Origin of the sequence: Barnesiella sp. WM24, from assembly GCF_004570975.1 — a bacterium.
Taxonomy (GTDB): Bacteria; Bacteroidota; Bacteroidia; order Bacteroidales; family Muribaculaceae; genus Muribaculum.
Map to the genome: position 1 here is coordinate 116,864 of NZ_SPPC01000008.1, position 25,401 is coordinate 142,264.

The 25,401-nt window shown below is 46.6% G+C and carries 21 protein-coding genes, 8 tRNA genes, 1 pseudogene and 1 riboswitch; of the genes and pseudogenes, 12 read left to right on the forward strand and 18 right to left on the reverse strand.

Going from position 1 to position 25,401, the window contains the following annotated elements; all coding sequences use genetic code 11:
• Positions 1-163: 163 nt before the first annotated feature.
• The gene (locus E4T81_RS10095; protein WP_135044148.1) at positions 164-1,039 is read right to left on the reverse strand and encodes a nucleoside phosphorylase; all 876 of its coding nucleotides are present in this window, start codon (positions 1,037-1,039) and stop codon (positions 164-166) included.
• A 172-nt stretch (positions 1,040-1,211) separates the two neighbouring features.
• On the opposite strand from E4T81_RS10095, the gene E4T81_RS10100 reads away from it, so the two are divergent.
• On the forward strand, positions 1,212-3,653 hold the full coding sequence (locus tag E4T81_RS10100; protein ID WP_135044150.1) for a TIM-barrel domain-containing protein: 2,442 nt from the start codon (positions 1,212-1,214) through the stop codon (positions 3,651-3,653).
• A gap of 69 nt (positions 3,654-3,722) precedes the next feature.
• On the opposite strand, the gene E4T81_RS10105 is transcribed toward E4T81_RS10100, so the two are convergent.
• Entirely contained in the window at positions 3,723-4,145 is a 423-nt protein-coding gene (locus tag E4T81_RS10105) for a Fur family transcriptional regulator (protein ID WP_135044152.1), read from the reverse strand.
• 4 nt (positions 4,146-4,149) lie between these two features.
• Positions 4,150-5,169, reverse strand: a complete 1,020-nt coding sequence (locus E4T81_RS10110) for a porin (RefSeq protein ID WP_135044154.1) — start codon at positions 5,167-5,169, stop codon at positions 4,150-4,152.
• A 180-nt stretch (positions 5,170-5,349) separates the two neighbouring features.
• Here E4T81_RS10110 and E4T81_RS10115 point away from each other — a divergent pair.
• Both E4T81_RS10115 and E4T81_RS10120 read left to right on the forward strand, forming a co-directional pair.
• A tRNA-Arg gene (locus tag E4T81_RS10115) sits at positions 5,350-5,423 on the forward strand.
• 495 nt (positions 5,424-5,918) lie between these two features.
• The gene (locus E4T81_RS10120; RefSeq protein WP_135044156.1) at positions 5,919-6,740 is read left to right on the forward strand and encodes an outer membrane beta-barrel protein; all 822 of its coding nucleotides are present in this window, start codon (positions 5,919-5,921) and stop codon (positions 6,738-6,740) included.
• Between the two features lie 152 nt (positions 6,741-6,892).
• Here the strand turns inward: E4T81_RS10120 and E4T81_RS10125 are convergent, their stop codons facing one another.
• The 4 genes from E4T81_RS10125 to E4T81_RS10140 form a co-directional block, all read right to left on the reverse strand.
• Positions 6,893-7,411, reverse strand: coding sequence for a hypothetical protein (locus tag E4T81_RS10125; RefSeq protein WP_135044158.1), 519 nt, complete (start codon positions 7,409-7,411; stop codon positions 6,893-6,895).
• Between the two features lie 366 nt (positions 7,412-7,777).
• Positions 7,778-8,674 carry a methyltransferase domain-containing protein gene (locus E4T81_RS10130; RefSeq protein ID WP_135044160.1) on the reverse strand — a complete coding sequence of 299 codons (897 nt, stop codon included), beginning with the start codon at positions 8,672-8,674 and terminating at the stop codon, positions 7,778-7,780.
• 114 nt (positions 8,675-8,788) lie between these two features.
• Positions 8,789-9,415 (reverse strand): nicotinamide riboside transporter PnuC, encoded by a 627-nt coding sequence (pnuC, locus tag E4T81_RS10135; protein WP_245207055.1) that lies wholly within the window; start codon positions 9,413-9,415, stop codon positions 8,789-8,791.
• A 4-nt stretch (positions 9,416-9,419) separates the two neighbouring features.
• On the reverse strand, positions 9,420-11,648 hold the full coding sequence (locus tag E4T81_RS10140; protein WP_135044364.1) for a TonB-dependent receptor: 2,229 nt from the start codon (positions 11,646-11,648) through the stop codon (positions 9,420-9,422).
• A gap of 13 nt (positions 11,649-11,661) precedes the next feature.
• Positions 11,662-11,769, reverse strand: a riboswitch (TPP riboswitch).
• A 141-nt stretch (positions 11,770-11,910) separates the two neighbouring features.
• Here E4T81_RS10140 and E4T81_RS10145 point away from each other — a divergent pair.
• The 3 genes and pseudogenes from E4T81_RS10145 to E4T81_RS10155 form a co-directional block, all read left to right on the forward strand.
• Positions 11,911-11,987 (forward strand) — tRNA-Met (locus tag E4T81_RS10145).
• A gap of 120 nt (positions 11,988-12,107) precedes the next feature.
• Positions 12,108-12,194, forward strand: a tRNA-Ser gene (locus E4T81_RS10150).
• A gap of 107 nt (positions 12,195-12,301) precedes the next feature.
• Positions 12,302-12,793 (forward strand): annotated as a pseudogene (locus E4T81_RS10155) (efflux RND transporter permease subunit); the annotation flags it as partial.
• A gap of 104 nt (positions 12,794-12,897) precedes the next feature.
• Here E4T81_RS10155 and E4T81_RS10160 read toward each other — a convergent pair.
• Positions 12,898-13,272, reverse strand: a complete 375-nt coding sequence (locus E4T81_RS10160; protein WP_245207056.1) for a helix-turn-helix domain-containing protein — start codon at positions 13,270-13,272, stop codon at positions 12,898-12,900.
• Between the two features lie 193 nt (positions 13,273-13,465).
• Between E4T81_RS10160 and E4T81_RS10165 the strand changes: the two genes are divergently transcribed.
• Positions 13,466-13,849: a nuclear transport factor 2 family protein gene (locus E4T81_RS10165; protein ID WP_135044164.1), complete on the forward strand. Its 384-nt coding sequence runs from the start codon at positions 13,466-13,468 to the stop codon at positions 13,847-13,849.
• Between the two features lie 26 nt (positions 13,850-13,875).
• Here E4T81_RS10165 and E4T81_RS10170 read toward each other — a convergent pair whose 3' ends face one another.
• The gene (locus E4T81_RS10170) at positions 13,876-15,129 is read right to left on the reverse strand and encodes an RtcB family protein (protein WP_135044166.1); all 1,254 of its coding nucleotides are present in this window, start codon (positions 15,127-15,129) and stop codon (positions 13,876-13,878) included.
• 405 nt (positions 15,130-15,534) lie between these two features.
• A complete protein-coding gene (locus E4T81_RS10175) occupies positions 15,535-16,563 on the reverse strand; it encodes a YafY family protein (protein WP_135044168.1) in 1,029 nt (342 codons plus the stop codon).
• Between the two features lie 95 nt (positions 16,564-16,658).
• Between E4T81_RS10175 and E4T81_RS10180 the strand changes: the two genes are divergently transcribed.
• The 3 genes from E4T81_RS10180 (at position 16,659) to E4T81_RS10190 (ending at position 19,074) form a co-directional block, all read left to right on the forward strand.
• Positions 16,659-17,858 (forward strand): RtcB family protein, encoded by a 1,200-nt coding sequence (locus E4T81_RS10180; RefSeq protein WP_135044170.1) that lies wholly within the window; start codon positions 16,659-16,661, stop codon positions 17,856-17,858.
• Entirely contained in the window at positions 17,855-18,460 is a 606-nt protein-coding gene (prfH, locus tag E4T81_RS10185; protein ID WP_135044172.1) for a peptide chain release factor H, read from the forward strand. Before E4T81_RS10180 ends, prfH begins: the two co-directional genes overlap by 4 nt.
• Before the next feature lie 152 nt (positions 18,461-18,612).
• Entirely contained in the window at positions 18,613-19,074 is a 462-nt protein-coding gene (locus tag E4T81_RS10190; protein WP_135044174.1) for a DIP1984 family protein, read from the forward strand.
• A gap of 313 nt (positions 19,075-19,387) precedes the next feature.
• On the opposite strand, the gene E4T81_RS10195 is transcribed toward E4T81_RS10190, so the two are convergent.
• The 3 genes from E4T81_RS10195 to E4T81_RS10205 form a co-directional block, all read right to left on the reverse strand.
• Positions 19,388-19,471 (reverse strand) — tRNA-Leu (locus E4T81_RS10195).
• Positions 19,472-19,495: 24 nt separating this feature from the next.
• Positions 19,496-19,568, reverse strand: a tRNA-Gly gene (locus tag E4T81_RS10200).
• Between the two features lie 51 nt (positions 19,569-19,619).
• Positions 19,620-19,692 (reverse strand) — tRNA-Gly (locus E4T81_RS10205).
• Positions 19,693-19,862: 170 nt separating this feature from the next.
• On the opposite strand from E4T81_RS10205, the gene E4T81_RS10210 reads away from it, so the two are divergent.
• Positions 19,863-19,936, forward strand: a tRNA-Arg gene (locus tag E4T81_RS10210).
• A 29-nt stretch (positions 19,937-19,965) separates the two neighbouring features.
• Positions 19,966-20,039, forward strand: a tRNA-Arg gene (locus E4T81_RS10215).
• Between the two features lie 37 nt (positions 20,040-20,076).
• On the opposite strand, the gene E4T81_RS10220 is transcribed toward E4T81_RS10215, so the two are convergent.
• The 5 genes from E4T81_RS10220 to E4T81_RS10240 all read right to left on the reverse strand — a co-directional run bounded on the left by E4T81_RS10220 (position 20,077) and on the right by E4T81_RS10240 (position 25,260).
• A complete protein-coding gene (locus E4T81_RS10220; RefSeq protein WP_135044176.1) occupies positions 20,077-20,970 on the reverse strand; it encodes a hypothetical protein in 894 nt (297 codons plus the stop codon).
• On the reverse strand, positions 20,967-21,173 hold the full coding sequence (locus E4T81_RS10225) for a hypothetical protein (RefSeq protein WP_135044178.1): 207 nt from the start codon (positions 21,171-21,173) through the stop codon (positions 20,967-20,969). The genes E4T81_RS10220 and E4T81_RS10225 overlap by 4 nt, the downstream gene beginning before the upstream one ends.
• Positions 21,170-22,804: a hypothetical protein gene (locus tag E4T81_RS10230; RefSeq protein WP_135044180.1), complete on the reverse strand. Its 1,635-nt coding sequence runs from the start codon at positions 22,802-22,804 to the stop codon at positions 21,170-21,172. Before E4T81_RS10230 ends, E4T81_RS10225 begins: the two co-directional genes overlap by 4 nt.
• A 408-nt stretch (positions 22,805-23,212) precedes the next feature.
• On the reverse strand, positions 23,213-23,944 hold the full coding sequence (locus E4T81_RS10235; RefSeq protein ID WP_135044182.1) for a hypothetical protein: 732 nt from the start codon (positions 23,942-23,944) through the stop codon (positions 23,213-23,215).
• A complete protein-coding gene (locus E4T81_RS10240) occupies positions 23,941-25,260 on the reverse strand; it encodes a hypothetical protein (protein ID WP_135044184.1) in 1,320 nt (439 codons plus the stop codon). Before E4T81_RS10240 ends, E4T81_RS10235 begins: the two co-directional genes overlap by 4 nt.
• Positions 25,261-25,401 lie beyond the last annotated feature (141 nt).

Below are 25,401 nucleotides of genomic sequence, written 5' to 3' on the forward strand. Positions count from 1 at the left end.
AATTTTTCTTTTGCAAAGATACAACAAAGAAACGAAAGAGGCGGCAGAAACGTCAAATAATGTAGCACAGAGTGCCTGTGAAGATTTGTGTGAAGATTAGCTTCCCCGCTGTCAGATTGGACGGCGGGGAAGTATTTGGTTGTGATGGTTGATATTGGTGGGGTCAGATGCGGTCGAGGACTGTCCGGATGAGGTCACGCACGGCGGTCTTGTAGTTGGGTGACGCGGTGGTGTTGACCCTGTTGGCGATGATGGAGCATACGGTCATCGCACGGTGACCCATAAGCAGGGCGAGTCCTTGAAGGGGGGCGCTCTCCATCTCGTAGTTGGTGACGGGGTGTCCTTCGTAGCGGAAAGCCTCGATCATCTTGTTGAGGTCGGGGTTGGCAAGCGGGAGACGCAGCTCACGGCCTTGCGGACCGTAAAATCCTACGGCGCTGATGGTGCATCCGCGCACCATGTCGTCGCGTCCTATCTGCTCGACAAGCTCATGGTTGGATTTCACTACATAAGGAGCCGCAAGCAGGCTGCTCCAGTTGACAGCCTCGCAGAATGCGCGTTCAAAGTTGAGGTCGGCGACATCGTTACGGCCGGCGTAGTAGTTGAGCACTCCGTCAAATCCGATTGATCGCTCGGCAATCACCGGTGTGCCGAGTATTAGCTCGGGCTGCAGGGCTCCGGAGGTTCCTATTCTTACAAGTGTGAGTGTGCGGTGTTCCGGCTTTACCTCGCGTGTCTCGAAGTCCACGTTGGCAAGCGCGTCAAGCTCGTTCATCACGATGTCGATATTGTCGGGCCCTATTCCGTGGCTCAGACACATTATGGGTTTCCCTTTGTATGTGCCTCCGATTGTGTGAAATTCCCGTGATGATACTTCAAAAGTCTTGGTGTCAAAGAATGACGCCACCATGTCAACACGTCCGGGATCGCCTACAAGGATTATGCGGTCACAGAGCTGTGAGGGGTGCAGGTGCAAGTGAAAGATGGTGCCGTCGGGATTTATAATCATCTCTGATGATTCGATATGTCGTTTATCCATGTCGTTATAGTTTATAAAAGTTAAGTCGCTTGTTATTTAAACGTTGAAACACGGTGGCGTGTTGGCAAAATGTTAAAATTTTTATTTGTTCTACTTTTGCGAATTTACTAAATTTGTGAAACAGATTTGTACAGATTTTAATAAATAAGGTTAAATGGAAATTTTTAAGAACATGAAAAAACAGTTAATCACGCTATTTATGTTGGCGTTTGTCTCCTTTGGGGTGTCTGCCGCCGCTTTTGTCAGGACTCCCGGCGGGATAAAGGCTACGATTGACTCTATTGACGTCGAGGTTGAGTATTACACGCCTTCGGCAGTGAGGATCCTGAAGCATGACCGCAATTCCCGTCAGGATGACGGAAGCTATTCTGTAATAGCGAAGCCTGCCGCGGTTGAATTCACGGTGAAGGAGAGCGGAAAGATTGTGAGATTGCAGTCGTCGCGCCTGCGGGTGGATGTCAATACATCTACCGGCGACGTGGCTTTTTATGCTCCCGGTTCGGGATGTCTTCTGAAAGAGGCGGGGATGGCTGTTTCCGGCATAGATGATTGTGGCGATAAGGCTTATAAGGTCAGGCAGTCATTCATGCTTGAAAAAGATGAGCCGGTCTACGGTCTTGGAAATCTTGAGAATGGCAAACTTTCACAGAGAGGAGTCAACAGAAAGCTGATGCCGGGCAACGTGGAGGATGGAGTGCCGGTGTTTGTGTCGGTCAAAGGCTATGGTGTGATATGGGACAATTATTCGCCTGTCGACTTTATTGACCGCGACGGAGTGACTGCATTTGAGTCGGAGGTGGCGCAGGCAATAGACTATTATTTTATATATGGTGGCGACATGGATGGCGTGATTGCCGGAATAAGGAATCTTACCGGCGATGTCCCCATGTTTCCTCTGTGGACTTATGGATTCTGGCAGAGCAGGGAACGATATAAGTCGCAGGATGAGATTGCCGGTGTCGTGAAGAAATATCGAGAAATAGGCGTCCCGCTCGATGGTATAATTCAGGACTGGCAATACTGGGGCAACAATTACCTTTGGAACGCGATGGAGTTCATGAGTCCGGATTTTGCCAACCCGCAGAAGATGGTTGATGACATACACGGGATGAACGCCCGGATGATTATATCCATATGGTCATCTTTCGGACCGCAGACAAAACCTTACCGCGAGCTTGCGGAAAAGGGGCTGCTGTTTAATATCGAGACGTGGCCTCAGTCGGGCATATCCCACATATGGCCTCCGCGCATGGATTATCCGTCGGGTGTGAGGGTGTATGATGCCTATAGCCCGGAGGCTCGTGACATTTATTGGAAAAATCTGAGCCGCCTGCATGATTTCGGAATCGACGGCTGGTGGATGGACTCTACCGAACCTGACCATTTTAATCCCACGAAGGAAGACTTTGACACACCCACATATCTCGGGTCGTTCAGAAAAGTAAGGAACGCTTATCCGCTTATGACGGTCGGCGGGGTGTATGACCATCAGCGCGCGGTTGACTCGACCAAGAGAGTGTTTATCCTGACGCGTTCGGGCTATACGGGTCAGCAGCGCTACGGATGTAATGTGTGGACGGGTGACGTCACTTCAAGCTGGCAGAACCTGCGCAATCAGATTCCCGCCATGCTTAATTTCTCGTTGACAGGTAACCCGAATGTCAACAGTGACCTCGGCGGCTTCTTCTGCAGCGCCTATAACAACGCCGGTCCCGAGTCGGCTGTAAAAAATCCGCTTTTTCGTGAATTGTTTGTAAGATGGATGCAGATGGGTGTGTTCACGCCCATGATGAGAAGCCACGGTGCCGACATAAAGCGTGAGATATATTATTTCGGCGAGAAAGGCGACCCGGTGTTTGATGCGGTTGCCGATGCCATACGTCTGCGCTACTCGCTGTTGCCTTACATATACTCGACTTCTTGGAATGTCACGGCTCATGGCGGTTCGATGATGAAGGCTCTGCCGATGGACTTCCCGGGAGATAAGAAAGTGTGGAATATGGCTGACGAGTATATGTTTGGCGACAATCTGCTTATCGCTCCTATTGTCAAGGCTTGCTACACTCCTGAACTGATTACGACTACCGATGAGAATACGGGCTGGGACCGGAAGGAGCACTTTGATACAAATGCGGCTGATGTCGATGTGGATTTCATGAAGCCTGTGACGGTTCAGGTGTATCTGCCTGCAGGGACTGCCTGGTGGGATTTTGCCACCGGTGAAAGGCATCGCGGAGGAAAGACTGTTGAAAAGGTTTCTGACATAGGCACAATCCCGGTATATGTGAAGGCGGGGTCGATTATTCCTGTCGGTCCCGACGTTCAGTATGCTACTGAAAAGCCGTGGGATGATCTTGAGATACATGTATATCCTGGTGCCGATGGCACGTTTACTCTTTATGAGGATGAATTTGACAATTATAATTACGAGAAAGGCGCCTATAGCGAGATAAAGTTTAAATGGGATGACAAGAGCGGTCAGCTGACCGTAGGCGACCGCAATGGGTCTTATCCCGGGATGATAGGCGACCGCATATTCCGCGTGAAGATTGCCGGAAGCGATAAGACGGCGACTATACGCTATTCAGGCAAGGAGGTGACTCAAAAATTCTGACTATGGAATTAGCCTTATAGATAGTTTTTGCGGGAGCGGGTCTTGGGTGACCTGCTCCCGCTTTATTTCTTAGGCGTGATTCTTTGCTGAACATGCCGGGCAGGTGCCTTTGATGATGTATTCGGCATGACGTGCCATGAATCCTTTAGGGGTGCTTACCGGAGGGATGTGGGACCGGTCAAGACAGAATGTCTTTTTGCATGTCTCGCAGTAGAAATGGCAGTGCAGCTCTTCCACGCTGCACTCGTGGTCATTGTGACACAGACAATATTTTTTCGAGCCGCTGCCATCCTCGATTTCATGAAGGAGGTGATGGTCGGCGAAAAGGGTCAGTGTGCGGAATATGGTTGATTTGTCAATGGTGTCAGTGGCAATTTCTACGTCGTTCATGCTGAAGGTGTCGTGAAATTGCATTAGCGCCTTGTAAATCAGTATTCTTACAGCCGTAGGTCTTACTCCGTGGTGAGTTAGTGTGGCTTCAATCGTGTCCATGCTGTCAAAATCTTAACACAAGTTCAATAAGAGCCTTGTCGCCAGAGTCGGGCGTGGTGGCTACGTTGCCGCTATAGAAGTATTTTTCGTAGTTGGCACGCAGATGCAGGAAAAGGTTCTTGCTTTTTATATAGCTGATAGTGGCTCCTACGGTGACGCGGTTTCGTGACGGGTCGGTTGTCGTAAGATTGCCGTTTTCATCGCGCAGGGCGTTGCTGTGGTCGGTCATGCCGTCGAAGCGTCCTTGAAACGAAAGCTGGTTGAATACGCCTGCCTTGATTGGCATCCGGTAGTCGGCAAAGATGTTGTAGGCGTGGCAGGGCTTGTGGCTGTCGGAGGTGTAGTGTTTGTACATATATTCTCCTTCCACAGTCCATCGTCCGGCGCTCCAGGTGACAGCCGCGTCTATAAGGTTGGTGCGTATTGAGTCAGGGATTATTGATTGGAATCCGGTGGCGAGTTTTACGTTGTCAATGGAGTAGGTGAGCTTTGCAGCAAATGCGAGACTTGAATTCCATCCCGCATGGTTGCCTATGGTTGTGGGGCTGAACACTCCTGCCTCTGCTGACAGGGGAATGCCTGGCAACGTGTACATCGCTTTCGCTCCGACTGCCCTTACATTGCACACCTGCTTGCCGATGAAGGAACGGTTGGCGAAAAAGTATGTGTTTGGTCCGCGAAACGGGTCAACTCCAAAGGGCATCCTGAATTGTCCTGCCTGAAACCCTAACTCTTTGGTGGCATATATGCGTGCCCATACATCAAGTATCTTCATCGAGCCCCGGTCGCAGAGGTCGGTGTTTATATAATAATCGATAGAGGGAGCTATCTTTCCGTCAAGGCTTACACGGGCGTTACGCACTTGAAAGCGGTATTTGCCTGACTCTGTGGCGACCTCAAATCGGGTTCTGACTGTTCCATGAATGTGGGGAGTGTAATCGGTCTTCTCTTCTGCATTTGATCTTATAGCCGGCAGCACTGCGAGGAGCAACACGATAAAAACTCGAATTTCAGTAAATCTCATAATACGATATAAATGTGTGGATAATCGGTTGTAATGATATTTTGCGGCACAAAAATAGCAACAAATATCAAATGCGTTAATCTATCCGATGTTAAATTTTTGATAAATTTTTTGCTAACAATGGCAGAGTTATTTGTTAAAGTCAATAAAAACTCGTAACTTTGCGCTCTCATTAAGGTCGGTCCGGTAGCTCAGCTGGATAGAGCATCTGCCTTCTAAGCAGACGGTCATGCGTTCGAGTCGCATCCGGATCACATAAAGGGACACAGAACATTCTTGTTTCAGTGTCCCTTTTTGTGTCCGCAAGCGACTGTAAAAGTCGGCTCCTAAACGAGTCTAAAGATGATAAAAAAATCAGAATGTTTAAATACAGAAACGGCAAGCAATCCGCGATGATATGCTGTGTCTTTACGCATAAACCGACTTCAGTTAACGTTACTTACTGTTTTTTGTGATACCTATTGTTAATTAGCAATATATTTTTTAATTTTGCATTTGACAGGGGAAGCCTTGTCGTGACATTAGTAAAAAAAGAAGCGTTATGTCTTCATCTTGTAAGTGAAAAGCCTAGGAAACTTTGACCACGAGAACAAGAGTTGGCAGACGGTTCCCGCGCATAGCGTGGGGCTGTTATCCCATATCTGTTCTCAAAGGTTTTCCTAGCACCTTCACTTTAGGATGTGGCATACAGTTCCACGCTTCTGCATCTAAAAAAGGTTTTTAGGAACTGGAGACCGTGCAAACCAATTATGAAGAAAATTTTATTTTTTCTGTCGCTTCTCTTGTCAGTAACGACAATGTATGGAAAAGGATTTGGGAAAACTCTTGAACTACCCAACTTCAATTCGGGAAAAGCAGTATGGATTCTACGAGCCGGCATCGGATTTAACGGTGTGGTTGGTAATGCAAAAGGGACACAGGAGGCAATATGGGATGATGGTGATTGGAGCGGGAGTTTCAAAAATACTTCAGGCTATGTTGTTTCTTTTGGCTTTAACAAGTCTTTTGGTTCTCATCCTCTTTATTGGGGCATGAGTCTTGACTTAGGGAAGAGAGGTTACCAGACAAATGCTGAATGGGTGCGTTCTGGTAAGAGTCAGGTTTCCGGAGGCTCTGACTATCATAAGAAAACTGCACAAGGGACGCTTTCATGCTACAATGTACAACTTTCGCCTATCACTATAGGGTATAAGTACACATTCCTCCAACGCATGGCTTTAGATGTCCATCTCGGAGCTTATGCAAGTTACGATTTTTCAGGAAATTATAAAACGTATACGTCTGATCATATCGTGTCTACTTCTAAATATGGCAATCGCAATGACTTCAAAGAAAATGAAGCCGAGGTCAAAATCGGAGATATTGACAACATGCGCAAATATGATGTCGGAATAAATGTTGGTGCCGGATATTGGTTTGGTCATTTCAATATTGATTTCACATGGCAACGTGGTTTCATCCCTATTTTTGAAGGAGGGGACAAGAAAGTTTCAATTGGTAAGGGTGATAAACGAGAGCAAGGAAACTTTTTTTCAAATAATTTCCAACTACGTTTAGGCTACGCTTTCTAAGGATTTGGAAAATAGCCAAATGAGCCTAATATATTGGGGCTCTGTGCTACTGATATTATACTCCCGGTAAAGTGGTTTGCCATTGTGCCGGGAGTAGTATTGTCGGATGGTAAGATTTGCGATTCTTGTGGGCGGCAGGGGTGGGGCGATGTTTACCAGTCTTCTTCGTCGCGGTATGTGTCGTCATATAGTCCGAGATCCTGATAGTCGAAATCGTCTATTTCGTCATCCTGCAAGTCATCCCATTCGTCCAACTCGTCGTCAAGTTCATCGTCATAAATATTCCGGAGATCTTCGATTTCATCGAGTTGGTCCTGAAGCATGTCAATCTCGTCCTGAATGTGGTCGTAGTATTCCGACTCGTAGTCGCAGTCATCGAGTTGACTTTCAAGGTCGTTTATGCGGTCTTGCAAGTCGCAGGCGTCGTAATCCTGTAAATCATCAGTATCATTTAGAGGTATATATTCAGTTGTCTCGTAACGCCCGGCAGCGGGTTTTGAGGCGATGACGTATTCATTGTCCAATTGTTCCATGCGGGCTTCACGCATCGGGTCATGGTCGGGGACTTTGCTGTGAGGGTAGGGTAGTGACTGCTGTTTCTTCTTTTGGGAGAGCAGGTTGCGGATCATGTTAAAGATGGCAAGTTCGCCCAGGATATTCCAGAATGACATGGCGGAATGTTTTTTTATCGGTTAAACTTTTCGAGGATTTTGGCGGAGATGTAATATACAAGGATTCCTACGGGCAATGCTACACAGAAAAAGAATGTGAGAAAGCCCGGACACGAGCATATGACTATAAACAATATTATAATCACCCATAAAACTATACCAAACATAATCAGGTCAATTTAAGGTTAACTGATGTCGGCACCATCGTAGAGAGCCTGCCCAAGCCAGGCGATAGCACAAAAAATAACAAAAATAAATCCCATAAGCGACTGTATTAAAATGTTGCAAGGAAAGCCATTACGACCTTCATCGGCAAATTTATGTCTTTAGTGGGCGGGATTTAAGCACACTAATGTTAAATAATGCTTATGCCGTTCTTTTTTTGCGCAGTGAATGTTTCAGCTTGTCAACGAGATTGCGAGGTATGCGCCTCATGACCGGATGAGCTATAGAGGCAACAATCATCGCAGCTTTATATTTCAGGGCAAAAGAGAAGGAGTTGATTGTATCCAAGGTCATGACAAGCATTTCCGACATGCGCGCCTCTGTGTCGGGAGTGCTGTCGCTGTCAAGGTCGGCATTCTTGGTTATTATGCCGACGATGTGACCGTTGGCGGCTACACTGCACCTGACTGTGGCTATCCCCGACAGCATTTCGTTGATGTCATAGCGGTTGTCGTTGTTCCATATCACAAGCTTGTCGCCGTCGATGTCGACATTGTATTGGTGGAAGCCGCGATAGTTTTCGCGCAGGGCTTCATTGTGATGGTGGTTGAGATACAGTATGCCGCCGACGCGAAGACATTTCAAACATTCCATGATGCCAAGTGTCGGGTTGGCGCTGTGATCCAATGCGTTGCGCACATGAATCAGATCCACGCTTCCTTCCTTATAGGCAACCGAGACGCTTTCAAGCATTCCGAACCGTATACGTGGTTTTTCAGGGGCGTGACGCTCAAGGATGCGATTGTAAAAAGAAGCGAGAGGGTCGACCCGGTCTACGCGCACCGGGATGCCGCGAAATTCTGTCCCGAAAGTGTAGCTGAGCGCACATCCGAGGTCAATGAAGAGCGGGGTGGAGGAGCATGACGCGGCAAACTCGATAATATCAAAGTCGTCAAGCCTACATTCCTTTCCGTAATCGCTCCATGAGTCGAGGGCTTTAAGGCTGCGACGGTGACTATAGTAGCTTTTCCAGAATGAGATTTCGTAGGGTATTCCTTTTAGCCATTTCTTAAAAGAATTGCGTTCGTCGGGTGTCATTGGGAATTGAGTGTTTGGTGCCTCGCATGAGAGGGAGGCAGTGCGGTTATAATGAGTTTGTTTTACAAATTTAAGGAAAATAGTGTGACCGTCAAACTATAACCGCACATATCGTCAGTCGGCGGAGTCAACCGGCTGCTTCATGAGCCGCTTCCATTTGGCATAACCAAACAATGCGATTACCGTATAGCAGGCATACAGAATTGCGTAAAACGGGCGGTCCTTATAAAGGTATAGCCCGACACACACGGCGTCAACCAGTATCCACGCGATCCACTGCTCTATATATTTGCGCGCGAGCATCCACATCGCCACTATGCTGAGCGAGGTGGTGAACGCGTCACAATAAGGCACGGTGCTGTCAGTGTATCTTGCAAGCCAGAAGGCTATTATGACATAAGTCACTGCAAAGGCGGCAACGCATCCCGCAAGCCGTCTGCCGTTGATGTGGCTTATGGGAAGCTCCTTTTTACGGGTATTTCCGCCTCTGCCTCTGTGCATGGTCCACGCGATGTAGCCATATATGGCTATCACGAAGTAGTAGATGTTCATGGCGAAGTCGGCATACAGTCCTGCGCGGTAATAGACCCAGAAAGATATTGTGGGCATGGCAATGTTGGCAAACCACATCTTAGGGTCGGCATGATACTCCCAGTAAAGATATAGCAGTCCTATCAGGAACCCCGCTATCTCAAGGCAGCGGTCGAGCGTGAAAAAGTCGGTGACAGCTTCCATCGTCATTTCTTTAGAATCTTACAGTGACCGATGCAAGCACGTTGACCGGAGCCTGGGCGGCATATCCGCTGTAGCGGTAGATGACTTTCTCTCCATTTTCATCGACATAATATCCAGCCCCGGCATATCCGTTGCTTTCATATTTTTCATTAAACAGGTTGTAGATGGAGAAGCCTGCGCGTAATTCTTTAAGACCGGCAATCTTTCCGAAATTGTAGCCCAGATGCAGGTTGCTTACAAAATAAGCGTCGAGCATCTGCTCGCGCGAATGGGCGTTGCTTAGATACTGGCTGCTTACGTAGTGGCTCTGAAGCGTGGCTTCAATGCGGCGATAGTGGAAGTTAAAAGCATTGTTAAGGGTGAATGACGGAGAAAAGGCTATCGGGGTAGAGCCGATGTAAACTCCTATAGGGTTGGTCCACTCATCCTCATAGATATATTCGGTAAAGTCTTTTATCCTGTTGCGTGACAGCGTGGCGTTTATCTGCCAGTCAAACCATCGGCACGGCATAAGCCCTCCCTGCAGCTCGATGCCGGCCCGGTAGCTGCGTGGCGCGTTTACGCTCAGTGGGTTGCCTGTGTCGGAGAGCTGTCCGGTCAGTACAAGCTGGTCTTTGTAGTCCATGTAATACAGGTTGACTCCAAGGGTGAACATCCGGTGAGAGTAAGTGTATCCTATTTCATAGTCAAACATGCGCTCCGCTTTGGGGTCATGGTTGCGGTCGCCGTCGGTGAAGTTGTCGCGCACGGGTTCGCGATGAGCCACGCTCCAGGATGCAAATGCTCTGTTATGGCGCCCGTCGTTGAAACTTAATCCAAGCTTGGGGTTAAAGAAGTCATATTTCTTATGAATGTCAAGCGCTGCCATAGAGCCGGTGGTGTAGTCGAAGTTGTCGCTTACGCCGGAGAGCTTGTAGTCAAGATGACGATACTGTAAGTCGGCAAATGCCGACAGGAGGTCGGTGACGGCAACGTTGGCGCGCACATATATATTTGCGTCAAATTTATCGCCGGTGTTGCGGTAATACTCCTGAAGCGGATTAATCGGGCCGATATAATTGCGCACCCATTTGATGCGTCCGAAGTGGTCGCCGTTGAACAGGCTTGCCGAGCCGCCGAGAGTGACATCTATATTGCCGTGGTTATAGTTGGCGGTCGCGGTCATTCCGCCAAAGTCATTGTCATTGAATTTCAGCCTGATAAGGTCGCTCTTTTTTATCTCTTCTCCATCGGCGTTTATATATGGGGACAAGCCATATTCAATCAATGTGCGTCCGGTTTTCAGCTGGTCGTAGTGTCCGTCGCCTTTTGTGTAAAACAGCGCAGCGTTCAGGCGCCATCGTTCATTTATCGTCTGCCAGAAGTGGAGTTGGAAGTGATGTTGGGTGAAATGGTCTTTTTGGTCGGGGTAATATGCCGTGTTGCCGTCGCTGTCGGTGTATTTTCCACATGGATTGTAGCGTCTGCCATACTTTTCCATATCTTCTTTGGAGGCATAGTCCCACGCCATATAGGTCTCTTCGTTGCCTCCAAACGCGATGAGCCTCAAAGTCGTGTTGCCGTTGACGTAGCCCACCTGTCCGAAGTAGCTCCACAGCTTGGACGAAGCACGGTCGATATATCCGTCTGACCCGATATTGCTTATCCTGGCGTCGATTGTCCAGTGACCGCCAAGTAATCCTGACCCCGCACGCAAAGTGGCTTTATGGGTGTTGTACATGCCGTAGGCCCCGGAAAATTCACCGTAGGCATCGCTTGAGGGCGAGTCGGTGACCATGTTGATAGATGCCCCGAATGCGCCTGCTCCGTTTACGCTTGTGCCGGCGCCCCGCTGTATCTGGATGTCCTGCACTGACGATGCGAAGTCGGGCATGTTGACCCAGTAGACATTATGGCTCTCGGCATCGTTGACGGGGATTCCGTTGGTCATGACATTTATGCGGGAGGCGTCGGTGCCGCGTACCCTGATGCCGCTGTAGCCAACACCGGCTCCTGCATCTGACGTTGATATTACCGACGGGGTCATCGAAAGAAGAAAGGGCAGGTCACGCCCGTCATTGTTTTTCTCGATTTCTTTCTTGCGTATCACATTGTATGCGACAGGAGTATTCTCATTGGCACGGTTTGCCGAAATCTCAATCTCGGGAAGCGTGACACCTAAAAGTGAATCGATTGCCGCCTCGCTCTCAGAGACGGCATGTATGTGGAATGTGCATGACGATACGCCACACATTGCCATGAAAAGCAGCTGCTTGTTCATATTGATGTTTTCTCTACGCCGGTATTACCCGGATCAGGTTCAAAGGGTATAATCTCAGCCGTAAGTGGCAACGCCACCTGTAGCACCCCTAAAATCTATTACTTAACTCGCCGCGAAATTACATAAAAATATCGTCAGATGCAAAAAATGTGTACTAACATAAAAAAGCGTTGAAGAAAAATGCGAAAATGTTTGGCGGTTTAAATATAAATGCATAACTTTGCACTCGCAAAACGGTAATGGCGGGATAGCTCAGTTGGTTAGAGCGTCGGATTCATAACCCGGAGGTCTCGAGTTCAATTCTCGATCCCGCTACCAGCAACAAAAGATGCAACAGGTTGCCTGTTGCATCTTTTTTGTTTTAGGTCGATATTTTATGTGAAAATTCTTGACCACATTCAAAACAATTATTAATTTTGCATCCGCAAATCGACATGAGGAAAGATGCCGGAGTGGTCGATCGGGACGGTCTCGAAAACCGTTGTACCCTTACGGGTACCCAGGGTTCGAATCCCTGTCTTTCCGCGAATGTACCCCACGTACATCACCAGAAAAGGCCTGTAACTATCAAGTTTGCAGGCTTTTATTTTGCTCGCTCCCTTATTTATAGCTGTTAGTTGTGGCGGTAAGACGACTCGGCTAAATATTTGCTTCTTCTGCTGGTAATCGGCATCATCTTCTTCACTTCTTCGATACTTTTCAATTCATTGCGCCAGCCTTTCGCAATAATCTTCATGATTCCGGTCTCCTTTATAGGAGTGTTCCTTATATTCTATCTCCTACATCTTAATTTTGACCAAGGGGGATTTGCTTCTTTCATTCTCCTTTCCGGCATAACAGTCAACGCCGCCATCTACATACTCAATGAATTCAATACCTTACGGAGGCAATATACGAAGGTGTCGCCTCGTAAGCTTTATGTCAATGCCTTACGCATAAAGATCGTGCCAATACTACTGACGGTGCTGTCTACCATCCTCGGTTTCCTGCCTTTTATCGTCGGAGAGTCGAAGGAGTCATTTTGGTATCCTCTCGCCATCGGCACAATGGGAGGTCTTGTCATGTCCCTTGTCGCAGTATTTTTAATACTTCCTATCGCCGTTATTTCTAAGAAAAACAAATAGTCATGTAATATAAATGATTAGAGATACGTCCGGTTTTGACACTGTCCGGCAAAATCCTGCTTCGCGCTTTGTGTTTCAGTAAAACTTGAGGCTGTGTCTATGATTTAAAGGGGGCGTTTTGCTATCTTTTCTCCGTATTTTCGCTCGAAAATATCGAAGTGCTCCTCGCCCCATTTAAGCATCAGGTCGATGATTGGTAGCAGTGATAGTCCGAGCTCGGTTATTTTATATTCTGAGCGGGGAGGGAGTTCCGGGTAGATTGTCTTCGTTACGAGTCCGTCTTCAACCATCTCTTTTAGCTGAATGTCAAGCACGCGGGGTGCCGCCTCGGGCAGACATTTGTGAATTTCGCTTGGTCGCTGTGGCTCACCGTCTCTCAGTTCATCAAGGATACATGACTTCCATTTCGACTCGATAAGACTCATTGTGAGCCTTAACGGACAGTCCAGATCCACGGGTATTTTCTTTTCGTATGCCATCGTTTCAGTTTTTATTTTCTTTCCGAATGTAAAGTTAGTCAATAACTGCCTAATTTCCAAGTACCGAAAAATTATTCGGTATATGAATAATTTTTCGGTACTTGATTTAGAGGTATTACCATTGTAACTTTGCATTCAGTTATCGCCTTGGCGCTTTGCCTTGGCAAAGAAAATCAAATAAATACATATAGATATGCGAAACGAAATCAAGGAATATGAAGCAGTGGCTCGTGCAGCCGAGAAGTTTGTAAAGAGTGTCGCCGAGGGCAACAGCGAGTATGCAAAGACTCTGTTCACCGACGATGCCGTGCTGTTCGGCATACTGAACGGCACCGTTGAGCGCGGCTCTATAGATCAGTTCTACCACAATGTCGATACTGTCGGTGCCGGAGCGGAGTTCAAAGCCCGAATCGACGTTCTTGCCGTTGAGGAGACCGTGGCGGTCGTACGCGTCCTCGAAGAGGGGTGGGGCGGATCCATCGACTTCACCGACTTCCTCCTGATGCTCAAACTCGACGGCGAATGGAAGTGCGTGGCAAAAGCCTACAACCAGAACTCTGACACAATTAAAGAGTGACACTGTAAAATCCGAAATCCAGTCTCTTATGATGCTTTGAAATTGAAGATTGGGCGGATTATGGTGTTGATGTTGACGGTGTCGCCTATGTTGGCAATGATTTCCTCTGCCGGTTTATAGACCATAGGCGACTCGTCACGCGTAAACTCGTTGACCGATTCCGAGTAGATTCCCTTCATGGATGCCGCGAAGTCTTCCATCGTGATTTTCGCGTATGCCTGGCTTCGGCTCAATACACGTCCTGCCCCGTGGGGCGCTGAGCAGTTCCAGTCGGGATTACCCTTCCCGGTACAAAGCAACGACCCGTCGCGCATGTTCAGAGGGATTATGCAACGTTCGCCCCCGGCTGCCGAGATTGCACCTTTGCGGATTATATTTTCATCGCTTATGTAGTTGTGGATTGATTCAAATTCCTCTTTTACTTCCACGCCCTCAAAAAAGCGCAAAAGCAGGAGAGATATAAGCTTACGGTTTAGCACTGCCCATCGCTGGCAAAGCCGCATGTCATGAAGATAATGCTCTCGGGCGTCACCCTCGACATAGCATAGTGCGGAAGGTAGCGATGGTTCAGCCTCGGTGTATTCCTTGCGCATTTTCTTGATGACGCTCTGTAGCTCGGAGCGGCGTCCTGCCGCCTTGTATTCCTCGATAATGTGCTTGATTCTCTCTTCAAACTCGTCGGCGCCGGCAGTAAGATGCTTCACGGCTTTTGCCTGATATATGTCGGCAACCTGCTTGCCAAGGTTGCGAGAACCGGTGTGAACCACAAGGTACACATTACCTTCTTCATCCTTGTCAAGTTCGATGAAATGGTTGCCGCCTCCAAGCGAGCCGATTGCCTTGTTGATGCGCCCGGAGTCTTTAATATCACGGTAGCAGTAAAGTTCAGTCACAAGCTGCTTGGCCTCGCGGTAGATTTCCATCTCCTCGCCGACAAGCGGCTTGAAACCGCGTTTCTCTTCACGTACCCACATGCCGGAAGGCACGTTGCCAAGTATATGCTCGTGGAATGTGTGATAATCAATTTCATTGAGTTTGCCGAGGTTAAGAACGCGCATGCCGCAGCCGATGTCGACGCCGACAATGTTGGGGATAACCTTGTCGCCGAGGTCGCCTGTGAACCCGATTACACATCCGGCGCCGGCGTGTACGTCGGGCATGATGCGTATTTTCTTGTCGGAAAACACGTCAATCGACAGCAGTTGCTTGATCTGTTCCAGAGCGCTTTCTTCAACATTATCTGTGAATATCTTCACGTCATGTCCTTCTAAGGTCTTCATAATTCTGTAATTTTTATAATTCTGATGCAATGACGGAGTCCTCGCGAGTCAGCCGAGAGCGTGGTCGGCCTCAGGTCGGTAAGCGGTGGCTTGTCACTCGGATTGACCGCAAAGTTAGATAGCCGCTGCGCAACCATTCTGCGCACTAAAAACAAAACATAAAATTTTATCAAGACCGCAAAGTTTCACCAGGGTGAAGCATATTGCAGTACAGTATAAATATTGTAACTATTCAGCCAAAGGATTTTCCCGGAGGCAATAGTTATGTTATATAATCGAAGAAGGATATACTATTGGGATGCATTCGATGATTTTGACCAATTAAAATATATTGAATTCTGAAGTCGAGCAAAAGAATATATCGGCATTGACACATGAAGGATATTTGGCATAAAAAAGCAGCTATTACTTCACATCATTATAACGGCGGGCTGCTATCTTTACGCTCTCGGCAATTCGGTCTCGGAACTCTGGCGGGGCTATGACTTCGGCATGACCTCCGTAACCGAGGATGAGACGTTCAAGCTCGTTATTAATCACTACTTTTAGCGATAGCTGGATGCTGCCGTCGCGAAAACGTTGCTCTACCTTCTGCGATTTATGGAATGGTTTTGACTCAACGTAGGGAGCCTGATTGCGGTCAATTTTAATTACTACCCGCCGAGCTCTGTCATGGATTCCTTTGGTTACTCCGATTGTATCATCAAAGAAATGCTCCGGGTCAAAGTCAACACATTTTCTGAAAGGGTGTTTCTTGTCTATGTCGACTGAATGAATGCGGTCGAGGGCGAATATATTGACTTGCGGAGCGCGGTTGGTAGCCTTCTCGCAGATAAGAAACCAGCGGTTGCGATACTCTTTCAGCAGGTAGGGATATACCACCCATGTCTCCGGCTGACGTGCCTTGAAGGACTGGTATTCTATGGTTATGGTCTGCTGCTTGCGCACTGCGTCATAGATTACCCCAATGAATTGCGCGCCTTTGTAGCCTGCGACATGCTCCATGTCCATTGCGGGGACGGATGACCCGGTGTGGCGCGAAATCTGCTCGTTAAGTTTGCTGATGGTGTCGATTGACGATGCAAGCTGCGGAAATCCTTGAAGTTGCCGTAGGATGTCGAGCGCCGAGTTAAGGGCGTCAAGCCCTTCATCGTTAAGCGGCAGGTGGGTTATGCTGTAATCGGGGTCTTCATACTCATAGTACTTGTTATCGCGCACTACGATAGGCGCGTTATAGCCGAGGCGGTCACTGCGCATCAGGGCAAGGTCGTTCTGAAATGTGCGGCGGCTGACCGGGTTGCTCCGTCCCTCATATTCTGCAAGTGCATCGGTGCAGGCATCAATCAGGTCATTGATGGTCCATCGGCGATAATGGTTTTGAAGACACTTGTCGATTGTGGAAATGCGTATAAGAGTGGAGCGATTCAGTGGCATAATCAGATTTTTTTACGAAAATAGTAAAATTTTCTTCTGTGCGCAAATCAATTGCGCACCTGCGCTCCAACTTTACAGCAAAAATATAACCACACATGATTATAAAAGGAAAAACGACCACGGCCGAAATCTTTACCTATAATATAGAAGAGTCAGCTCTCGCATGGCTCGGAGAGCTGTGCGATCATCCGGCGATGGAGGGCATCGCGATAGTGCAGATGCCCGACGTTCACGCCGGTAGTTCATGCAATGTCGGCACAGCCTATCCGATAGGAATGTATGTCAATCCCGACCATGTCGGTGTCGACATTGGTTGCACAGTCTCCATGCATCGTCTTTCATGTAATGTCGATGCCGATGACTTTGCGCTGCTTGATCATCGTATACGTGAGGTAATCCCTACGGGCAATGAGATTTGCTCAAAAAACTCTCTCAATGAAAAGGAGTTGTTTCGCTCCCTCAATTCACAGTATCTGAAATCCCGTTCCGCCGCCCCCGACCTTATAAACGAAGCGCCTCGTATAGATGCACGTTTCATCACAGACTTCTGCCGCCGCGTCAAACTTCAGGAGGGCGTCTTCTACAAGAGCCTCGGCTCTCTCGGCGGCGGCAACCATTTCATCGAATATGGCGAGGATGCCGTATCAGGTGACGGTTGGCTGACGATTCATTGCGGTTCCCGTAATCTCGGAGTCAAAGTGGCAAACTATTGGCATAATGTCGCGCAGAATCCCAAGCGAGCCAAATACATCGGTTATCTTTGGGGTGACGCTTTGCGCGGCTATCTCTCCGATATGATTATAACTCAGGCATATGCACTCTACAATCATCAGGTAATACGTGACCGCATCTTCACTATACTGAAAAAGCTCTGCAAGGCAAAATGTGTTGAATCAATATTCACCACCCACAATTACATATCGCTTATTGATGACCAACCGATATTGCGCAAGGGCGCAATCGATGCCTCCGAGGACAAGAAAATCGCCATTCCGTTTAACATGCGCGATGGCATAGCCATCTGCCGAGGCAAAGGTAATGAGCGCTGGCTCAACACTGCACCCCACGGTGCCGGGCGTATAATGAGCCGTGCTCAGGCAAAAAAGCAAATATCCATGAGCGATTATGAGAGCGCAATGACCGGCATATATTCATCATCGGTAGGGAAGGGGACTCTTGACGAATCGCCTATGGCTTATAAGCCTGCGGAAGAAATACTCGAGCTTATCCGACCGACAGCCGAGATTATTTCAATGATTAAACCTAAACTCAACATTAAAGACAACGGAGAATGAAAAAATATATACAGATAACAGCCGGGCGGGGCCCTGTCGAGTGTGCGAGGGCTGTCGCGCTCGTGGCGCGTGAGCTTATCAACGCGATTCCGGTGTTGCAGCTCGCCGATTGTGAGCCTCACAATCAAGAAGATGGATGCTTCATGTCGATGACGTTAGTAGCCGAAGAAGTGATTCCTCATTCTTTTAAACAAGAGTGGGAGGGTACCATACTCTGGCGGTCGACAACTAACCCATATCGTCCGGGACACAAGCGGAGTAACTGGTTTGTCGGCATACACTTCTTTGATGATGTGGAACTGCCACGGATTAATGAATCAGACATCGTTTATGAAACGTGCCGTTCAGGAGGTAAAGGCGGTCAGAATGTCAACAAAGTAGAGACCTCAGTCCGTGCGATCCATACTCCATCGGGCTTGTCGGTGAAATGCTCTGATGAGCGCTCGCAATCGCAAAACAAGACGCTTGCCCGTGAAAGACTCTTGCTGAAACTGCGCCGGCAAAATGACAAAGCTATTGCAGAATCGCAGTCACGGCAATGGAGCAACCACGACCGTCTCGAACGAGGCAACCCCGTAAAAAAGTTTTCCGGGCCATTATGATTTCTAATACTTTAATACACACCTGACCCTGGGTGCCTGCGTGGTGGCTTGGCAGTGTGGCGCGCACTGAATGTATGTATGAACCCTCTGTTCTGCGTATGTGTTTTGGATATTGACATTGTGTCATTAATCTTTATTTAATATACAAGGTTATGAAATTAGCTGAAGCATTAAGCCGGCGGGCGGCGCTTATGGACAAGGTGCGCCAATTGAAGGTGCGCCTTGACGACTGTATCAAGATTCAGGAGGGTGACACTCCCATAGAGACCCCTGAAGAAGTGATTGCCGAACTTGACAAAACGCTTGATTCGCTGCGCCGCCTCATATATTGTATAAACATCACCAACACCCGCACGGAAGTGGATGGCAGAAATATTACATCATTGCTTGCCGAACGCGATACGCTAAAATTGCGTGTCACGACTCTTGCTGACAGCCTTAAACATCTTACAGAGCGGGAGGACAGGTATAACAGGAGCGAGATCAGATATGTCAGGACCGTAGATGCCGGAGAGTTCCGTAAACTCTATGACAGGTGCGCGTCACAGCTGCGCCAGCTGGATCTCAAAATCCAGTCTATTGGCTGGATGACTGATTTGATAGAAGAGATGTAACACTACAATCGGGTTTTGCAACCGACCCGATATAAGATGATAATCCGGCGACTGTGGCGGAAGATGTCTGTGGCGATGCAAAATTTTTTAATCATGAGCCGCAGGGCAGCGGTATTTTTTTTGCAAAATGCACTGCCGGCATAGAGTACACGTGTATGGGGCATATGTTCAAGCATGAACATTCACTACGCATTACCACGCATCGGCAGGCGTCTTGCCTACTGTCGCCGGATTTTTTTACAGCCGCTGACACGCGCGTTGATTAAACGAAAAATCCCAAGTATTTGATTTCAAATACTTGGGATTTTCAGGGTGTCCGAGATGAGATTCGAACTCACACAGCCCAACGGCCACTACCCCCTCAAAGTAGCGTGTCTACCAATTCCACCACCCGGACGAAAATTCAAGCTTACTGAATTTGAGCGAAAAACGGGACTCGAACCCGCGACCCCAACCTTGGCAAGGTTGTGCTCTACCAACTGAGCTATTTTCGCATTGATGAAAATTAAACTTCAGCGTAGCTTGAAAGTATTTTAATGTACTTGAGCGAAAAACGGGACTCGAACCCGCGACCCCAACCTTGGCAAGGTTGTGCTCTACCAACTGAGCTATTTTCGCGTTGGGCAACCGTGTTTTCTCGTTTGCGATGCAAAGGTAGGCATTATTTTTATACTGACAAAATTTTTCCAAAGAAATTTTCAAAAAAAATGTTTTGTGCAAATTTTTCACTTTTTTCTTGCGTATATAAAATAGAATGTCTAACTTTGCAACCGCAAACAACAAATAACGGCTCCTTAGCTCAACTGAATAGAGCATCTGACTACGGATCAGAAGGTTACAGGTTTGAATCCTGTAGGAGTCACAGATTTTATGAAATAGAGAGTTTTTATTGGCTCCTTAGCTCAACTGAATAGAGCATCTGACTACGGATCAGAAGGTTACAGGTTTGAATCCTGTAGGAGTCACAAATAAGTCGGCTGATGTCTCAGTCGACTTATTTGTTTATCCACCCCGGCTGTATCTGTCGTTTTCTTTATAATTCCAAAACTTACGATAGCAGTTGCCTTTCTGATCGTAGTATTTCCATTCGCCGAATGGGTTGCTGAAATCATCTTCCGGGTCATCAAAGTATGCAACCCAACCCTCGCATCGAATACTGCCATCTTTGTATAGATAACTAATATATGCGATAGAATCGGGCTGTCCGGTATAATCGCCAATCGGACATATCCGAGACTGATTAAAGGATATGCTGTCTATCAATGGAGGGACATTGTAATCCTGTTCAAATTTTGAAATTCTGTTTATTGCAGCTATCGTGTCCGCGTTTACAGGCATTTCTATCAGGCAAATATCTGGTTCTTCAGTCCAGCAGTGATCATGGTACTGCGTGAGAACACCATCCTCAGAGATATATTCGACAACGTATTCTTTGTTGTTTAACTTGATATAGTCAAATATAATTCCTTTGTAATAATATCCTCCACCGCCTGTCTGCTTGAAGCCCACTTCCGACATCGATTCGGGCAAATGTCCGTTTGCCGCACGGAAAGAGTCTATGCGCTCGATTATATTATCTCTGTACTTAAGCTGTTGATCTCTTGTCGCCACACTATATCCCATCAGATAAGTGGCAACAATAATCAATCCGACAACGAGAACGAAGCCTATACTCATGAGTAGAAAAACAAGCAATGCAATCCCGGTCTTTTTATGTTTGTTCATAAACGCAAACACCACATTTGCCGTCTGTGCGAATATCAGCAATATATTTGCGACCAACAGACACCAGTTAATCTTGGTAGTCCCTCCCGCAAAAAGAACAGCGAAAGAAAAGAAGAACGTAATCGCAAACAATGCTACAATTACCCATTTCGCCCGATAAATCAGTTTCATTGCTTGCCTCCTTTCTTCCACAAGTAAACGAACAGTCCGAGTGCCACAAGGTAGTTTATCCACATGGCGCTTGAAAGACTGCTTATGCAACTATACCAAGGAGTGTCTTCCCAGTCGGTAATTGCAAAAGTCCATAAGAGCAATTCTATGACTGCTCCTAATCCGAAGATTACACAACCTGATATTTTCTGCCACCGCTTCATGGATTCTTGATTTCAAGTTTTTGCCTGCATATTGTATGCATGAATTGATTGTAGAAATACAGATAGCCGTTGTGAATACAGTATGCCCGGATATTGGATTCGTTTATACACTGCGTATTCCATGTTTTTCCGGCGTCAAAGCTGTAAAGGATGTAGCTGTCGGTGTTCGGGCGTTTCGTCACAAGACTATATAAGACGCCGCCTTCGCCCCGTAATGCCTCCATCATGCCGAAATCAAATTGTCCGGTTTTTGTCATGATTCCGGTCGCACAGTCAAGTAAATATGATTCTAATTCTCCTCCGGTTTGGGTCAGTATGACACAGGTATTGTCCGATGATTTGATAAGGCTGACATCACCCTTGCAACTGAAATCAGCGATATATGAATCGGCTGTGAAATCATATAGACGATAACCGCCGGAAGATTGGTAAAGCGTGAAACCGAAGATGTGGTTTTGCACTACGGCAAGTCCCTTGTTCGCAGGTTGTAACGAATAGCATCCAATCGAGTCTGTTTCCTTGAGATACCTGTCCGTCCTATAAAATATTCCGTTTGCAGCGAAACAAAGGCTGTCATTATTCGCAAAAAGGATGGGTAGCTTTGCAAACTTATAATCAGACCACCAGTTGGAGCCTTCATGGTTTATCCTTTCTATCTCGTAAGCTGAATTATGTTGAATAGCGCAATATACATCATCATTAATCCTGACTGTATTGAAGGCTTTGCCATAGCCGGGCAATTCGATAAACAGATCCCATTTGCGTCCACCGTTTTCAGTGAGATAAACTGTCGCCGTATCGGGATGATCCATGTAACGCAATGAGCTTATAGCAATGCCTTTGCCATCATCGTAGATGTATAGGTTCGACACATCCCCCACAAGCCCCTTTGCCTTCCATTCATTTGATTGATCCGGTGAAAACAATCCGAATAGGGTGCACGAAAGAATGAATAGCCCTGCCACCATAAAGGGGAAAATCTGCCTTAGTCCATAGAGATAATCATTACCGGAAAGCGAAACTTGATTCGTCTTGCGATCTCGCCATGCTTCATATTTTGCCTTACGAAGTTTCCATCTATCCACCGGGCTTTTGCCTTGGATGTCTTTTAGCGATTTAAGGAAAAGCACACATCCGACGATAGCTAACCCGATGAAAATGACAAACGGTATTACATTCTTTCCGATATTGATATTGGCGGCAGCCCCGATTGCGCCTATTATCGACAGTAATGCTGTAGAGATGACCTTGAACGCAGTTCGCTTGTATGTCTGGCTCATGATAATCCAACCGGCAAAACACAATACCCCGCTGAAAAGAATGAAACTTGGCAAGAGATATATTTGGACTACAATCAACGGATATGGCTCATGTATTGTCATATTGAATATAACCATCAAGGTAACATCTACAAGATAGGCTCCAATAGCTGCACCCCAAACCAAAAGCCATGTGTATAAAACGCCAATATTCTTAGACCAATGCAACCCTATAGCCACAGCCAGAGCGTTTGACAGCAATATCAATAAAATGCAGAATATACTATCGGAATAGAACGTGAGAGAGAAAGCCGACAGGCATAGCGCAGTGGCAATCTCATAAATCCAAAATCGTTTATCGGTCAGTTTCATTGCTTTCCTCCTTCCAATATGAATCCGTTATTAACTGCCCACATGAAAATAAAAACGCAACAGATGCTGAAAATGCCGCCAATGAGGAATACAGCCGCATAAAACTTGTCAGTTCTTGAAATTTCAATAGACAGCGTTTCGTTTAATCTGTCGCCGCGAAGATACTTTAGATAAAATATAGTTCCCGTCAAGCAACATAACATGATATTGAATAGTGTCAGGCTTTTTAGCCCGAACAATACAGATGAGCCTATAATATTACCAAATGAGAATAAAACAACTGTTGTAATACTGAATAAATAAAGATACAATGCGAATAACATCATGCCCATAGAAATGAATACGGGCATATCACCATTTCCGATACGCTCCTGAAAACGGTAATAACACACAAATATCTTCTGCCACCTATTCATAGTCATAACGTGAAGTGTATGATTGGTATTGGATGTTGTTCATATTCAGATATTCCTCAAAGTTTTTATAACGACGGAGACTTTGGAGATAATCTTTGTATGCCGGATAGAATCTGCGGCAATCGTTGATCAGAGTTTCACAAAGTGGCATGTCTAATCTTTTTGATAGACACTCAAATTCATCTATATCTTTCAGCATTGCCGGAATATCCGTTATACCTGCTCCATTCATGCCATTTAATATGCCCGTCGGCATTTCATGGATGGAAAACTCAAGAAAATACTTGAGTGCATGATATTTGTATCTGAGCGCATCAACATTATCCTCATCATGTTCAAGCAGCATATCTGCAAGTTGAAACGGCTCGTATTTATATTTACAAAACTTACAGAACAGTTCAAGCGGACTATTGGTGTTCAGATAAGAATCCTCATGACCGCAAAAGCAATGGAACAAGAATTTTAGCCCCTCAAAACCGCCATTCTCCAAATCTATGGCAATTTGAGGACATATAACCTTGTTGATAAACTGATTGTTCCAACAAATTTTACTATGCTTAGTCCAAAAATCTTGAATTTCTCCTATGGCAGTATGCTCATTGTCATACTCCTTTTTATTCCATTCAGATAGCATTGCATACCGTTGTTTCCTTTCCGGCTTGCTTAGCCCTTCAGTCCGGAATTTACTGCAAATTGCAAGATAATCAGATAATATCCGGTTCATTGCTTACCTCCTTTCTTCCATTGTGCTATTAGTCTTTTGGTGCGCGAGACAATCACAGGATTGTCGCAGTTTTCGACTAACCTAATTGCCGCATCATGAGTCTCAGCGGGAAGTACGTCGCTAAACAGCCGTGCCGCCCAATACATAGTTTCTTCATAAATCATCCCCATAAGTAGGTCAATCATTGTTTCCTTTTCATCATGAATTATGAGAAATTTGGCGGCGTTTTCAATGTCCCATCGGCTATTGGTCTGTTCTTTCTTGTCGCCATTGGCTACCGCAGCGAAATACATCAGCGATGCCTGTTCAAAGAAAGAATATGCGTCGTCTTTGTCGTTATATTCAAGCCGTTCACGCCAAAGCGCGAAAAACTTCTTGGCTGAAATCAACGAGTATGTACCCTCGGTCCAATCGACACCGCGCTCAATGAAATAATGGGCTTCTTCCGATTGAAATCCGCAATCGTTGTCAATATAATATTCTTCTCTCGGCTCAGTCCTTATAGCACGGATTATGACATTTCCGGCGTTGCCTTCAAAAAAGATTATACCCAACTCTCCGTGATACTCGGCATAATATTCACCCTGATAGTTCATGCCGTCAAGTTCGTGGAACGCGTCGCGGAACGCTGCCTGTTTGTCGCTGTTCATTGATCTGTATTTGGTTTCAGCAACTATATCGGCGTAGATACATCCGGGGATGTGTGTCAGAGCGCAGTTGGCTTTAATGCCACGCCTTGCCAATATCGCCTCAAACGTATCCAATCGTGCGGAAGCATCTTTATCGACGTCCGACGGGTTGAGCCACACTCTCGCCTGTCCGTCAAAAATGCCGTCAGCGGTTCGCAGTCCATACTGGGCATTGGTGGCATAGTCAAATGTCTGGAAATACTTTTCTCGTATCTTCCAGTCACCGTGGTGTATTTTGTCTTTTGGCATAAATGTCTTTAGAAACTTCACCCACCGTCTGCGCCAACGGCTGATATACCATGAAATACCGAATGCCACGGATGCGATACCCAATAGCATGATTCCCTGCCAATCTCCCTCCGTCGCCACTTTGTATGTAACAAAAATGAACATAGCTACGAGGTAGGCTATGCCGACCGCCACCAATATGAAAGCACCTATTTTCTTCAATACCTTGCCAAGACGCTCGCTAATCCTTAATCTCCCGGTCTCGAAAAGCCATATAACCAACGCGACAAGGGCAATTGCGCCGACAGCAATCAGCACATCCGTAAAGGAATTAGCCATTCTACCGATTGAAGAAATCAGGACGCACGCCACACAAATTTTGAGCCAGATTGGTTTCATGCAGGTTTATTATCAGTAATATCGCAATTTACAAAAAATAATCGATTTCTGAAGTGTCAAATGAATTATATTTGAATAATGCCAGCGCCATTATAATCTGTGGGATTGTGGCAAATATACAATTTTTAACATTTGTGCGCA